The sequence below is a fragment of the Providencia sp. Marseille-Q8014 genome (assembly GCF_965112055.1).
On record NZ_CBCOPT010000001.1, the window covers coordinates 1491861 to 1504304 of the forward strand.

Genomic DNA, 12444 nt, shown 5'->3' on the forward strand with positions numbered 1-12444 from the left:
AGGCACGTATCTATGCGTTTAATTTCATTAAAAGTAACGTTGTTTTTTATGTGCTTTTTGAGTGTTTTTGTAAAAGCCCAGGGAATATATGCCCAAAATATTCCGGCTGAAACTGTGATACCACCAAGTTGTGACATTATTCCACCGAATGATGGAAATTATCAATTTTCACAGCTTCATGCTAGTTATTTTAAATTAAATGAGTTAACAGAAATTCCAGAAGTAAAAAAAACATGGCAGGTTTTATGTAATACACCGGTAAGTCTGTTTCTTAAAATAGTCGATAATCGCCATGATTCTTCACGTATGGATAATGAAAGCTATTTTGGCTTAGGTCATGTTAATAGGCAGGGTAAAATAGGTAATTATCAATTAACACTAAGTCATGCCAGCGTTGATAATGAAAGAGCTGATATGTTCTTAAGTGAAAATATGTCTGCCTCTAAAGCATCTTCTATGACCGTGAAAAAAAATAAAACTTATGGCTGGCTGCTGGGAGAAAATACGCCAGCTTCAGGAAAAGTGTTTTCTGTAGACATTACCGTTTCAGCTAAACTGAATTCGTTAAAAGAAACGGATGGGCCTATTGTTAATGGCGCTGAACTGGATGGTAATGCTGAGTTGATTTTTTCATTTGGTATTTAATGTTTTAATAATCATCTAATAAAACAATGAGCATGTATGTTATATACTAATAAAAAAACACGATGTTACTATTTTTTTATTGCATTGATATTCATATTTTATAATGAGTCCTCTTATTCATCGAATAGCGATAAGTTAAATAAGAATTCAAAAGTAGACTTTGATATTGATTCATTGAAAGCGCTTGGCTATGGTGAAGAAGTCGCTGATTTTTTTATGCAAGGGAGTAAGTTTCTTCCTGGTAATCATGATGTCACAATAAAATTAAATGGGAGCAATAGCTATTCTGTAAATGCTAAAATAGATGATAGTGGTAACCTTTGTATCGATGAAAGTTTGCAGAAAACATTGAGACTAAAATCGACTCATCTTGGTGAGCGATGTCATATTTTTCAGGATGTATATCCTGATTCACAGGTTGTGATGCGTCCAAATGAATTCATTATTGATATTATTGTTTCTGAGGATAACTTTGATCCTAAATTACAGGGGAGTGAGTTGACCTATGGGGGTTTTGGTTTAGTCAATAATTACCGTATTTATGGTATGAAGATTAATGGAACTAATAATCAAAATTTTTATCAAGGGCAGTTTGAGACTGGCGCAAATTGGAATAATTGGGTTCTACGAAATAATAGTAGCTTTTCATCAAGTAAAGGAAACTCAGAATACCAGTTTAACGAGACAGTACTGTCGCGCAGTATCGAGTCATTAAAGTCACAATTCGAAGTTGGTCAGTTAAATAGCGTAGGTCATTATTATTCTGGTATTCCAATTAATGGTGTTCAAATTTATTCAGATAGTGCCTTACAGCTTAATAGCCGCTTGGTTGTTCCAATTACAGGAGTAGCAAATTCACTCTCAACAGTGGAAGTGCAGCAAAATGGTCGTCTGCTTTATCGAACTATCGTACCGGCTGGTCCATTTGAATTAAATAGAATTAATAATATTAGTAGTGGTGTGCCTGTCGATGTCACTATTATTCAAGACAATGGTGAACGTCAGAGATATCAAGTACTGACATCGAATCAAGCAACCGATAATTTATCGCCTTTATCTTATCAATTTGCTCTTGGTCAGTATCGCCGTGTTAATCGTGATCAAAAAGTCGATACACCGTTGATTGGTAGCTTGGAATTAAGTGCGCAGTATAAGCAAATAGATTATTCAGCAGGGTTGCTTTATTCAGATAAATATCAATCGATGAGTGGTGGAGCAAATACGTCGTACGGTTCAGACGTGGTGGTTAGTGGTGGCATTAGTGCGACAGCGTCCCGTAATGATAAAAAGCAAGGTAACCAAATTGATTTTAATACATCAGTTTCCAGCGGTGGTGCATCATTAGGAACTTCATTTCTCTATCGTAGTAATGAGTATCCAACGTTGGATGATACAGTGCAAAAAGATCTCCCCATTATTGAAGACGAGCGATTTGATTGGCCATGGTTTAGTGGTGAACTTCAGTCATCGACTTCTCTGTTTGCTAGCTGGGGTAATATGACGTGGGGAAGTTTCAGTTATAGCCTGAACCACAACAATTATTATGGCAATACACCTGATTCGGTCAGTCATACTGTTGCTTATGGGCGAAAATTTTATGATATTTCGTTGAATTTCTCTTTTCAATCTAGCCGTGAGCAAGGGGAGCGCTATTTCTTAAATGCATCGATACCAATAAATAAGCGCTCGAATGTCACTTTACAAAGCCAATATTATGATGACCGTAGCACTCTGATGGCGAATTACCATTATCGGCCAAATGATAGATGGAATTATTCCCTAGGAGCAGGTCGCAGTAGTGATACTAATCGTATCAATGGTAGCGTGAGTAATAGAAATGCATATTCACAACTGTCACTAAATGCCTCTATGACAGAAAATGATGTTTATTCATTTATGTCATCGGCTTCAGGCTCGATTGCGTATTCTAATGGGTTAGTTGCAACTTCACCATTACCTTTAAGCAATACATTTGGCATTGTTTATATTCCAAATCAGCCAAATGTTAAGATTAGTGCGTTAGGAAGTGGAACAACGATAACGAACCATTTTGGAACTGCTGCTATTTCAGCATTACCAACAAATAGGAAAACAACCGTTCAGCTTGATACGCAAGATTTACCATTAAATATTCGACTTGATACAACCACATTTGATGTTGCGGTGGCTAAAGGTAGTGTGATCACAAAAGAGATCAAAGCAACGGAAATGAGACAACTATTACTTAGTATTACCCTAAAAGATGGTTCAGAAGCACCTAATGGTGCAAGTCTTGTCAATAAAAATGGAAAGTATATTGGAACGGTGATGGGTAATGGAAATGCGCTTTTAACGAATGAACAAATTGGTGATGAATTAATTCTTCGTTCAGTGAATTCAGATGATTGTATTGTGAGTTATACCGTCTCAGATCATTTTTCACCTGAAAATCTTTATGAAGAAGCTGATGCCGTATGCCAATAAGTTATCACTAAATTCAATATGAGTTTTATGTAGAGGTTATTTATGAAGAAGTTACTTACAGTTTTAGGTTCAGTTTGCTTATTAATGATAAGCGCAAATGTTATGGCCAGTTTTCAGTTGGAAACAATGACAGTGATATTGGATGCGGGTGAAAATAGAAAGGTGTTTAACGTTAAAAATACAGGGAGTGAACCTATTTTATTATCCACAAAAGTTGAAGATCTTGAAGGCTCAACGAAACTGGCCGGTGATATTATGATTACGCCTCCTATCATTCGTATTGAGCCTCATGAGAGCCAACAAATTAATTTCATTTTGAAAAATGGCGTTAAATTATCTGATGAAGTTATTTTAAAAGCATCATTTCAAGGTGTAGGTGCTAAAAGGGAAAATGCAGCTAAAATGCCTATTCGCCAAGATGTTGCAATGTTAGTAATGCCTGAAAATATGAATGTGAGTTTGACACCTTGGGATGCACTTTCTGTTACGCAAAAAGGTGAGCAATTAATATTTAAAAATGAAGGTAAACAAGTTATTAGATTGTCACCCTCTTTTAGTGTTATTCCTGGAAACCATACTTATTCTATAGGTCAGTTTTATATTAGACCTGGTGAAAATAAAGCAGTCAATATAACAGGTAATGCTACTGATATAACAATAGCACCGTTAAGCCGTTATGGATTTAAACTTGAAAGTGATGTCAATGTAAAAGTGAAACACTAATTAATAATGATGTTTTAGATTAATCAGTGTTGGTATCAAAGGATGATATTTATAGCTCTTTAGTAGGGAAGTGATAATATGAATGAATCAATTTTAGATAGCTCGATACCTAAAAATTTTTTTACTCAAATTATTGGTCGAGAGATTCAAAGGTTAAGAAAAGAAAATACTATGTCAGGAACCAAACTGGCAAATAAGTTGGGTATTTCACAACAACAATACTCACGTTATGAACGAGGTATTAATACGATATCTGTCGATACGTTATTGCATATATTATATATCCTTGAGTGTGATCTCGATTCTTTTTTTGCTTATTTACGTTATCAAATAGAAAGAGATAATCTTCCAGCTTATACTAAATTTAAGCCACTTTTTAATAAGCTGGGAACATACGATGAAATAGAACAATATTTTCTCAAAACTAAAGAGTAGATAAATTGTTCTAATAACGACGAGTCGAATGTTAAACATTCAATATGATTTATCATGCCACACTGCATGTGGCATGGTAGCGAATCACGATTAGATATAATTTGATATTTCGATAAGATTTAAATCTGGATCACGTACATAAATCGATAAGATTTCCCCCATCGCTCCGGTTCGTTTAATTGGCCCATCAATAATTTTAACCCCTTGTTTCTCAATATGTTTGATCACCTGTTCAATGGGTGTCTTGCTAATAAAGCATAAATCGAGAGAGCCAGGAACGGGCAAGTGTGCTTTCGGCTCAAATTCTTTACCATATTGATGAATATTGATTTTTTGCTGACCAAATTGCAACGCATAACGCTGTGTACCAAAGGTGATGAGCTCCATTCCGAGTACTGAGGTATAGAAGTCAATGCAGGCATTTTGATCGGTTGTTGTTAATACGAGGTGGTCTAAATAGTCAATCATCTGTGAGTTCCTACCATTATTTATAGGTGATTGTTGTTTGATAATAGATAGGCTGTCTGTTATCAAAGTGATTTTAGTCTAATATCAATATGCTCAAAGATGTATCAATGTTGCCGATTTTGTCGATAATTTTCTTTTTATGCGCAGTGAAGAGGACACAATAATATCTAACTAGAGGTATAATTATAAATAATAGAGTCTGCTTCGAGGTGTATTATGGAGTACCAATTTTTTCAAGACATAACAGGTGAGATATCGGCAAAGTTTTCGATGGATCATGAAGCGATTGGCCATTGGCTTAATGAAGAGGTTAAAGGTGATTTAAGCTTATTGGATGAAATAGAGGCTAATTACGCATTAATCAAAGGAAGCGAAAAACAGTGGGAGCTGATCGGTCACGAATATACATTATTATTGGATGATGAAGAAGTGATGATCCGTGCTAATCAATTAGCTTTTGAGACCGAGGGACTAGAAGAAGGCATGAGTTATTATGATAACGAAAGTGTCGCTTTTTGTGGTATTGACGACTTTATTAGCATGCTAAATGAATACAGACGATTTGTTTTAGAAAACAAAGTGAAATAAACTTTAATTTTGGTTGATTGTCTGATTTCGGAGACTGTCGTTATTATTTAATAATGATGCGATATGATTCGTCTGAATAGGATTAACTGTTTGGAAGATGTGGTTGTTTCATATACAAAGTAATTTAATTTAAATTTAGAGGACTCTATGAATACTGATGATGTTACAGGGGCGTTGAATGACGCAACCAACTGGTTTGCAGCTAATCAGGATCTGTTAGTTCAGTATGCGGTGAATATCGTTTCCGCAATTATCATCCTTATTGTTGGTTTGATGGTGGCGAAATGGGTAGGGCGTGGGTTACATCGTGTGATGGTAGGTCGTGGTATCGACCCTACTGTGAGTGATTTTTTATCTGCGATAGCGCGTTATACCATCATCGCGTTTACCTTCATTGCCGTACTTGGCAAAATTGGTGTTCAAACAGCGTCAGTGATCGCGGTTATGGGTGCCGCAGGTTTAGCGGTTGGTTTAGCTTTACAAAATTCACTGGGTAACTTTGCGGCTGGCGTATTGTTAGTTGTCTTTAGGCCACTACGTGCGGGGGAATATGTGCAAATCGGCGCGGTAGAAGGGACAGTTCAAAATGTGCAAATTTTCTCAACCACATTAAGAACTGCGGACGACCGCATCATTGTCATTCCAAACGGTAAAATTATTGCAGATAATATTATTAACGTAACTCGCGAACCTGACCGTCGTACCGATATCATTGTGGGTGTTGCTTATGATTCCGATATTGACCTAGTGAAAAAAGTATTAGGTGATATTGTCGCAGCAGATGACCGTATTTTACATGATAAGGGTGTGACGATTCGTCTGCATGAAATGGCGCCTTCTTCATTAAATTATTTAGTCCGCTTTTGGGCTAAAAATGGTGATACGTGGCCAGTCTATTGGGATCTGATGGAGAATTTTAAACGTGCACTCGATAAGCACGATATTGGTATTCCATTCCCACAAATGGATGTGCATGTGCATCAACAAAATCCAGTGGCGGTAAAAAAAGATTCTGCTGAATAAGATTATTAGCAGACTATTTAGAAATGAGCTGATTCATTGGATTGGCTCATTTTTTTTCACCTTTTCTCCTTCTTTTCTTGCGGTTTTTGACTCATTTATCCAAATAAATTTTTCTAATGTTCGATAAGAATTAATAATTTTCACTAATAATTTTTTCTCGCTAGAATTTGCGTGTATAAAATATGAATAATTATTAGGAATTTATGCATGTTTACTATTTATATTCAAGGCGCTTTATTGGGGGCTGCAATGATCCTTCCTCTTGGGCCACAAAATGCATTCGTTTTACAGCAGGGAAGTCGCAAGCAATATCATATCATGAGTGCATTTTTATGCGCTTTAAGTGATACCGTTTTAATTGTCGCGGGGGTATTTGGTGGAAGCGCGTTATTGAGTCAGTCCGAAATGTTAATGCAGTTGATCACTTGGGCTGGTGTCGTATTTCTGGTTTGGTATGGTTATGGTGCATTTCGGACAGCTATCAGTCACGATGATGTGGTTATTCAAGCAGAAAATAAGGTCATTAGTCGTTGGCGAGTGGTGGTGACGCTATTTGCTGTCACATGGCTAAATCCTCATGTTTATTTAGATACATTTGTGGTGTTAGGTAGTGTAGGAGGACAGCTAGAAAGCCAGCTACGACCTTGGTTTACCGCGGGAGCATTGACCGCATCTTTTAGTTGGTTTTTTGCCTTGTCACTATTAGCAGCTTGGTTTTCTCCTGTATTAAAAACACCTCGTTCACAGCGGGTCATTAATCTCTTTGTTGGGCTGGTCATGTGGTTCATCGCATTTCAATTAGCGAGACAGGGGATAAGTTATTGGTAATTTCTTATTAATCCGAAAATAATTTCACATAGGATGTGTTAAGGTTTAGGCAGGGTTGTAGACTAGATAATGTGTCACTACAACTTTCTTATTATTATTTATTAGGAGGTCCTGTGAAGTTAAAGTCTCTAGTTCTTGCGGCCATGATGGCTGGTGTTGCGGTTCCAGCTATTGCACAAGCTAATCCGCTTCCTGAAGGGCCACATATTACAACATCAGGTAATGCGGTAATTAAAGCGGCACCCGATATGGCCACATTAAATATCAATGTTGAAGTGACCGAAAAGGATGCCGCGGCAGCGAAGGCTGGTGTTGATAAGCGTGTCGCTGAGTATTTTGAATTTTTAAAACAAAATGGTATCGAGAAAAAAGATATCAATGCCGCGAATGTGCGCACTCAGCCTAAATATGAATATGATAAAGATTCGCAAAAGTCATCGATTGTCGGTTACACCGCAGTTCGCTCTGTTGAAGTGAAAGTGACGAAACTTGATCAATTAAATACACTTCTTGATGGCGCGTTAAAAGCGGGCCTTAATGAAATTAATGCGGTACAGTTCGGTGTTAATAACCCTCAACAATATCGCGATGAAGCACGTGAAAAAGCCATTAAAAATGCGATTGAACAAGCGAATGCGTTAGCGAAAGGCTTCAATGTTCAATTAGGGCCTGTATATAGCGTAAATTATCGAGCGCCAGATGCGGTACCATATCCTGCACCAGTGATGAATTACAGAGGTAAAATGGCACTCTCTGCTGCCCCAGAGAGAGATGTGAATGAAACCTATGAGCAGCAGAGTATTGATTTTAATGACCAAGTTGATGTGGTTTTTGAATTAAAACGCTAAAGTTCATCTTCTTGTTTTAACATTTGACGTCCTGTTTTGAGCAGGGCGTCAGTGACTTTCTTCATCGTGCGGCTCTCAGGCGCAAAACGATGCCAATAGAGCATCCGGCGCTGACATAGGCCCGGTGTTAAATCTATCAGTTCACCATTTTTTAATTCATCGGCAATTTGCAAATGTGGGATCATACAGCAAGTAGAGCCCTGTTTTGCTAATTGTACGAATGCCTCTGATGAGTTCACTATATGACAGGGCACACTACCGGGTGATAAGCCAAAATTCTGCTGAACAAAAGCTTGGTGCATGTCATCAAGGTGGTCGAATGCAACGGCTGGTGCTTTAAGCAATGATGAACGTGTGACCCCTTCAGGGAAGTATTTGCTAGCAAAATCGGGAGAGGCAACAAAGATATAATCTAAAGCACCTAGCTTATCAACTAAACAGCCCGGTAGTGCTTGAGGTTGGATACTGATAGCACCCACGACTTCACCTCGTCTCAAACGCTCTTGTGTGCGCGTCTCATCTTCCACTTGAATGTTTAAGCGAATGGGGGTGTTACCTAAAACAGGATTCAGGGCTGGTAATAGCCATGTGGCCAAACTGTCGGCGTTGACCGCAAGTGAAAGTAATAGTGGCGTTGAACCCCCATTTTCGTCACCTAGCCACTGTTCTTCGAGTAATTCTACCTGATGGAGTAAGGCTAATAGCTTTTGCCCTTGCTCTGTGGGATGTGGCGGAACTGTTCGAACGAGTAGCGGTTGACCAAATAGATTTTCTAATTGTTTGATCCGCTGTGAAACCGCAGATTGTGTAATACACAGTTTTTGAGCCGCTCTCTCAAATCCTCTTTCACGAATGACAGCATCCAGTGCTTGCAACGCGCGGTAATCAGGGCGCTTCATTAGGGGGTATTCTCCTTGTTGTTATTCTACTACTCACTATGCCATATTTTATTTCAGAACTCCTGTAATATTGATGACAATGTGTGAATCACAGAATACAACGAACAAAGCTGACCTTGTTAAGGGTCCGTTATATAATAGGCTTATTCAACAAACTTTATTTACTTGTGAAAAATAATAGAAGGCATGGGCATGACTCAGGACGAACTAAAAAAAGCAGTAGGTTGGGCAGCATTAGAATACGTAAAACCGGGTACGATCGTGGGGGTTGGCACAGGCTCTACTGCTTCTCATTTTATTGATGCACTGGCGACCATGAAAGGCCAAATTGAAGGCGCGGTATCAAGTTCTGAAGCATCAACCGCTAAGCTTAAATCATTAGGTATCCCTGTACTTGACTGTAATGATGTCGACTCACTGGATGTTTATGTTGATGGTGCAGATGAAATTGACCATCATATGAATATGATCAAAGGTGGTGGAGCGGCTTTAACACGTGAAAAAATCGTTGCAGCTATTTCTAAAACATTTGTTTGTATTGTTGATGAGTCAAAACAAGTGGATGTATTGGGCAAATTTCCACTGCCTGTTGAAGTGATCCCGATGGCGCGTAGCTATGTTGCGAGAGAGCTTGTTAAGTTAGGTGGAACACCTGAATATCGTCAAAATGTTGTGACAGATAATGGTAATGTTATTTTAGATGTTCACAACCTTAGCATTGTTGACCCCGTTGCTCTTGAAAATAAAATCAATGGGATAGCAGGCGTTGTAACGGTAGGCCTATTTGCAAATCGCGGTGCTGATGTTGTTTTAATGGGAACGTCTGCCGGTGTTAAAACCATTAAATAAATTAGCATGACAATCATGATTTGATTGTCATCGCCTTACCTAGCCGTCAATCAGATAAGCCAGCCATTATGTGGTTGGCTTATTTTTTATGTGGCATGGATTTTTGTTATCTATTTTAGCGGTATCACTGACCCGTAAAAAATTTCACTAATTTTTATTTATGATTATTTTGGTGATATATCTCACACTAATGCTTATAGTGCAGGCAAAATCCTTATTTTGTGTTACTCACCCTGATTTTCTACCATATTACTTCTTTTTCATCGCGTTTAGTGAGAGGGACTAGGCAAACGATTGTATTGATACTGTGCCGTTTTTTGCTATGTTGGTACACGGTCAGTTCATCTGTTACAAATCTTAAGCATGATAGGGTAGGGTAAATGGTCAAAGTATCTTTGGAAAAAGACAAAATTAAATTTTTACTATTGGAAGGGGTTCACCAAAGCGCGGTTGATAATTTAAAAGCAGCAGGTTATACCAACATTGAATATCACAAAAGTGCGTTGTCGGACGAAGAATTAAAAGAAGCAATTAAAGATGCGCGTTTTGTTGGTATTCGTTCCCGTACTCATCTGACTGAAGATATTTTTGCAGCAGCTGAAAAATTGGTTGCTGTTGGTTGTTTTTGTATCGGTACAAACCAAGTGGATTTAGATGCTGCGGCTAAACGCGGTATCCCAGTTTTTAATGCACCGTTCTCAAATACCCGTTCTGTCGCTGAGATGGTGCTTGGTCAATTACTGTTATTGTTACGTCGCATACCTGAAGCGAACATGAAAGCGCACCGCGGTATTTGGGAAAAACAAGCTAAAGGTTGTTTTGAAGCGCGCGGTAAGCGTCTAGGGATTGTGGGTTATGGTCATATCGGTACTCAGCTAGGTATATTGGCTGAAGGCATTGGTATGGATGTTTATTTTTATGATATCGAAAATAAACTGCCTCTTGGTAACGCGACACAGGTGCGCTCAATGGCTGAGCTATTGAACATGAGTGATGTGGTCAGCTTGCATGTGCCTGAAACAGTGAGCACCAAGAATATGTTTGCAAAAGAGCAGTTTGAATTGATGAAGCCAGGGGCTATTTTCATTAACGCTTCACGCGGAACAGTCGTTGATATTCCTGCTTTAGCCGATGCCCTTGAGAGTAAACATTTATCGGGTGCCGCTGTCGATGTCTTCCCGACTGAGCCTGCTGCTAATAATGACCCGAATGATCCCTTCATTAGTGAGCTAATCAAATTTGATAATGTGATTTTGACTCCGCATATCGGTGGTTCAACGGAAGAAGCGCAAGAAAATATTGGGCTAGAAGTCGCAAGTAAATTAGCGAAATATTCAGACAATGGCTCGACGCTTTCTGCGGTGAACTTCCCTGAAGTTTCTCTGCCAGTTCATACAGAAGATACTAACCGTTTACTGCATATTCACGAAAACCGTCCTGGTATGATGAATAGCATTAACCAAGTATTTACTGAAAATAATATCAACGTTGTTGGTCAGTATTTACGTACTTCAGGAAACGTAGGTTACGTTGTTATTGATATTATCACTCAACAACCTGACCACGCTGACGATATCTTGGTTAAATTGAAACAATTGCCGGGAACGATCCGTGCACGATTATTATATTAATCGTTAACCAACGAGATTGAATACACATGATGGCACTGGATCACCAGTGCCATATTTTTTGGGGCGTAATAATTTCAGGTAGCGGGATATCCCAATGTGCCACAGGGAGCAAGGGAACGCGCTGGCAATTGTGTGCCAAACCAATGGGGTAAAAGCCTTTCTGTTGCCAGTTAGCTAAGGTTCTATCATAAAAGCCACCCCCCATGCCTAAACGTTGGCCTTGTTCATCAAAGGCAACTAATGGGATCATCATGATATCTAACTGATTGATAGGTAGCACTTGAGTGACATCGAGTGGTGGCTCATCGATGTTAAATCTATTTTTGATTAATTGCGTCGTTGGCGCATAGTTTAAAAACAGCAGATGATGACGGCTAAAGGGGTGTAATACAGGTAGGTAGACTTTTTTATCCTGTTGCCAGAGTGCATCGATTAAGGGCTGGGTATGGATCTCACCATCGAAAGAAAGAAACAAAGCAATGTGCTGCGCTTGAGCTATTTTAGGGTGAGATAAAGTCTGCTGTACGATTTTTTTCGCGGCCAGTTGTTGTTGCTCTGGAGTCAACTGTCGGCGTAATTGACGAACGGATTGGCGAATTTGTTGACGCATGACTGATAACTTATCTTCCATAAGATCCGCAACCTCAGAGGCTATTAACGCTATTATTATTAAAGGGTTGATAAATTTGTGAGTAAGCGTTGGAAGTATAGCGTAATGAGCGCGAGATGGTAGTACTAGACGTAAACTCAGGGGGAAGTGTCACAGAAAAATGAGGGTCTCCAAGATGCCGTTGTAGGCTGTAACCCTTGAACCCTTGGTTCAAGGTGAACGCAGTTTAGCAACCTTTAGGCTTCCTGAGCGAATCAGGCGTGCTCACCAGCGCAATAACCACATTCTATTTTTTTGAAATATCGGCTCAGGGGACTTACCCACTGACGAGCATCTCAGAGAAATTTGTTTGAGTACATATCGTTACTCTATGTACTTCATTGTATGAGTTTGGATTGAAAAAGCAACCCCATTTTTGTTTATTTTTTTATACT

13 protein-coding genes and 1 other RNA gene are annotated in these 12444 nt (G+C 38.8%); 10 read left to right on the forward strand and 4 right to left on the reverse strand.

Going from position 1 to position 12444, the window contains the following annotated elements; genetic code table 11:
* Window positions 1-12 precede the first annotated feature (12 nt).
* From ACWPW6_RS06425 to ACWPW6_RS06440, 4 genes are all read left to right on the forward strand, one after another.
* On the forward strand, window positions 13-645 hold the full coding sequence (locus ACWPW6_RS06425) for a hypothetical protein (protein WP_154622350.1): 633 nt from the start codon (window positions 13-15) through the stop codon (window positions 643-645).
* Between the two features lie 36 nt (window positions 646-681).
* Window positions 682-3108: a fimbria/pilus outer membrane usher protein gene (locus tag ACWPW6_RS06430; RefSeq protein WP_163860909.1), complete on the forward strand. Its 2427-nt coding sequence runs from the start codon at window positions 682-684 to the stop codon at window positions 3106-3108.
* Between the two features lie 42 nt (window positions 3109-3150).
* A complete protein-coding gene (locus tag ACWPW6_RS06435; RefSeq protein WP_163860910.1) occupies window positions 3151-3831 on the forward strand; it encodes a fimbria/pilus chaperone family protein in 681 nt (226 codons plus the stop codon).
* A gap of 78 nt (window positions 3832-3909) precedes the next feature.
* Window positions 3910-4266, forward strand: a complete 357-nt coding sequence (locus ACWPW6_RS06440; RefSeq protein WP_154622353.1) for a helix-turn-helix domain-containing protein — start codon at window positions 3910-3912, stop codon at window positions 4264-4266.
* Between the two features lie 90 nt (window positions 4267-4356).
* Here ACWPW6_RS06440 and ACWPW6_RS06445 read toward each other — a convergent pair whose 3' ends face one another.
* The gene (locus ACWPW6_RS06445) at window positions 4357-4734 is read right to left on the reverse strand and encodes a VOC family protein (protein ID WP_154622354.1); all 378 of its coding nucleotides are present in this window, start codon (window positions 4732-4734) and stop codon (window positions 4357-4359) included.
* 216 nt (window positions 4735-4950) lie between these two features.
* On the opposite strand from ACWPW6_RS06445, the gene ACWPW6_RS06450 reads away from it, so the two are divergent.
* From ACWPW6_RS06450 to ACWPW6_RS06465, 4 genes are all read left to right on the forward strand, one after another.
* A complete protein-coding gene (locus ACWPW6_RS06450; protein WP_154622355.1) occupies window positions 4951-5322 on the forward strand; it encodes a YacL family protein in 372 nt (123 codons plus the stop codon).
* A 147-nt stretch (window positions 5323-5469) separates the two neighbouring features.
* The gene (gene mscS, locus ACWPW6_RS06455) at window positions 5470-6345 is read left to right on the forward strand and encodes a small-conductance mechanosensitive channel MscS (protein WP_154622356.1); all 876 of its coding nucleotides are present in this window, start codon (window positions 5470-5472) and stop codon (window positions 6343-6345) included.
* A 207-nt stretch (window positions 6346-6552) separates the two neighbouring features.
* Window positions 6553-7173 (forward strand): arginine exporter ArgO, encoded by a 621-nt coding sequence (argO, locus tag ACWPW6_RS06460; RefSeq protein WP_196713362.1) that lies wholly within the window; start codon window positions 6553-6555, stop codon window positions 7171-7173.
* 113 nt (window positions 7174-7286) lie between these two features.
* Window positions 7287-8021 (forward strand): oxidative stress defense protein, encoded by a 735-nt coding sequence (locus ACWPW6_RS06465; RefSeq protein ID WP_163860911.1) that lies wholly within the window; start codon window positions 7287-7289, stop codon window positions 8019-8021.
* On the opposite strand, the gene ACWPW6_RS06470 is transcribed toward ACWPW6_RS06465, so the two are convergent.
* Window positions 8018-8920 (reverse strand): LysR family transcriptional regulator ArgP, encoded by a 903-nt coding sequence (locus ACWPW6_RS06470; protein WP_154624326.1) that lies wholly within the window; start codon window positions 8918-8920, stop codon window positions 8018-8020. The two genes, ACWPW6_RS06465 and ACWPW6_RS06470, sit on opposite strands and share 4 nt — an antisense overlap.
* 192 nt (window positions 8921-9112) lie before the next feature.
* On the opposite strand from ACWPW6_RS06470, the gene rpiA reads away from it, so the two are divergent.
* Both rpiA and serA read left to right on the forward strand, forming a co-directional pair.
* Window positions 9113-9769 carry a ribose-5-phosphate isomerase RpiA gene (gene rpiA, locus ACWPW6_RS06475; protein WP_154624325.1) on the forward strand — a complete coding sequence of 219 codons (657 nt, stop codon included), beginning with the start codon at window positions 9113-9115 and terminating at the stop codon, window positions 9767-9769.
* Window positions 9770-10149: 380 nt separating this feature from the next.
* The gene (serA, locus tag ACWPW6_RS06480) at window positions 10150-11400 is read left to right on the forward strand and encodes a phosphoglycerate dehydrogenase (protein ID WP_250000241.1); all 1251 of its coding nucleotides are present in this window, start codon (window positions 10150-10152) and stop codon (window positions 11398-11400) included.
* Window positions 11401-11440: 40 nt separating this feature from the next.
* On the opposite strand, the gene ACWPW6_RS06485 is transcribed toward serA, so the two are convergent.
* Together ACWPW6_RS06485 and ssrS are read right to left on the reverse strand one after the other, a co-directional pair.
* Complete coding sequence (locus tag ACWPW6_RS06485; protein ID WP_250000243.1) at window positions 11441-12031, reverse strand: 5-formyltetrahydrofolate cyclo-ligase; 591 nt, start codon at window positions 12029-12031, stop codon at window positions 11441-11443.
* A 142-nt stretch (window positions 12032-12173) separates the two neighbouring features.
* A non-coding RNA gene (gene ssrS / locus ACWPW6_RS06490) (6S RNA) lies at window positions 12174-12355 on the reverse strand.
* Window positions 12356-12444: the final 89 nt, after the last annotated feature.

What these genes read in the sequence shown, in the direction of transcription:
- ACWPW6_RS06425 (WP_154622350.1), top strand. Translation starts at nt 13, where the DNA reads ATGCGTTTAATTTCATTAAAAGTAACGTTGTTTTTTATGTGCTTTTTG.
- ACWPW6_RS06430 (WP_163860909.1), top strand. Translation starts at nt 682, where the DNA reads ATGTTATATACTAATAAAAAAACACGATGTTACTATTTTTTTATTGCA.
- ACWPW6_RS06435 (WP_163860910.1), top strand. Translation starts at nt 3,151, where the DNA reads ATGAAGAAGTTACTTACAGTTTTAGGTTCAGTTTGCTTATTAATGATA.
- ACWPW6_RS06440 (WP_154622353.1), top strand. Translation starts at nt 3,910, where the DNA reads ATGAATGAATCAATTTTAGATAGCTCGATACCTAAAAATTTTTTTACT.
- ACWPW6_RS06445 (WP_154622354.1), bottom strand. Translation starts at nt 4,734, where the DNA reads ATGATTGACTATTTAGACCACCTCGTATTAACAACAACCGATCAAAAT.
- ACWPW6_RS06450 (WP_154622355.1), top strand. Translation starts at nt 4,951, where the DNA reads ATGGAGTACCAATTTTTTCAAGACATAACAGGTGAGATATCGGCAAAG.
- mscS (WP_154622356.1), top strand. Translation starts at nt 5,470, where the DNA reads ATGAATACTGATGATGTTACAGGGGCGTTGAATGACGCAACCAACTGG.
- argO (WP_196713362.1), top strand. Translation starts at nt 6,553, where the DNA reads ATGTTTACTATTTATATTCAAGGCGCTTTATTGGGGGCTGCAATGATC.
- ACWPW6_RS06470 (WP_154624326.1), bottom strand. Translation starts at nt 8,920, where the DNA reads ATGAAGCGCCCTGATTACCGCGCGTTGCAAGCACTGGATGCTGTCATT.
- rpiA (WP_154624325.1), top strand. Translation starts at nt 9,113, where the DNA reads ATGACTCAGGACGAACTAAAAAAAGCAGTAGGTTGGGCAGCATTAGAA.
- serA (WP_250000241.1), top strand. Translation starts at nt 10,150, where the DNA reads ATGGTCAAAGTATCTTTGGAAAAAGACAAAATTAAATTTTTACTATTG.
- ACWPW6_RS06485 (WP_250000243.1), bottom strand. Translation starts at nt 12,031, where the DNA reads ATGGAAGATAAGTTATCAGTCATGCGTCAACAAATTCGCCAATCCGTT.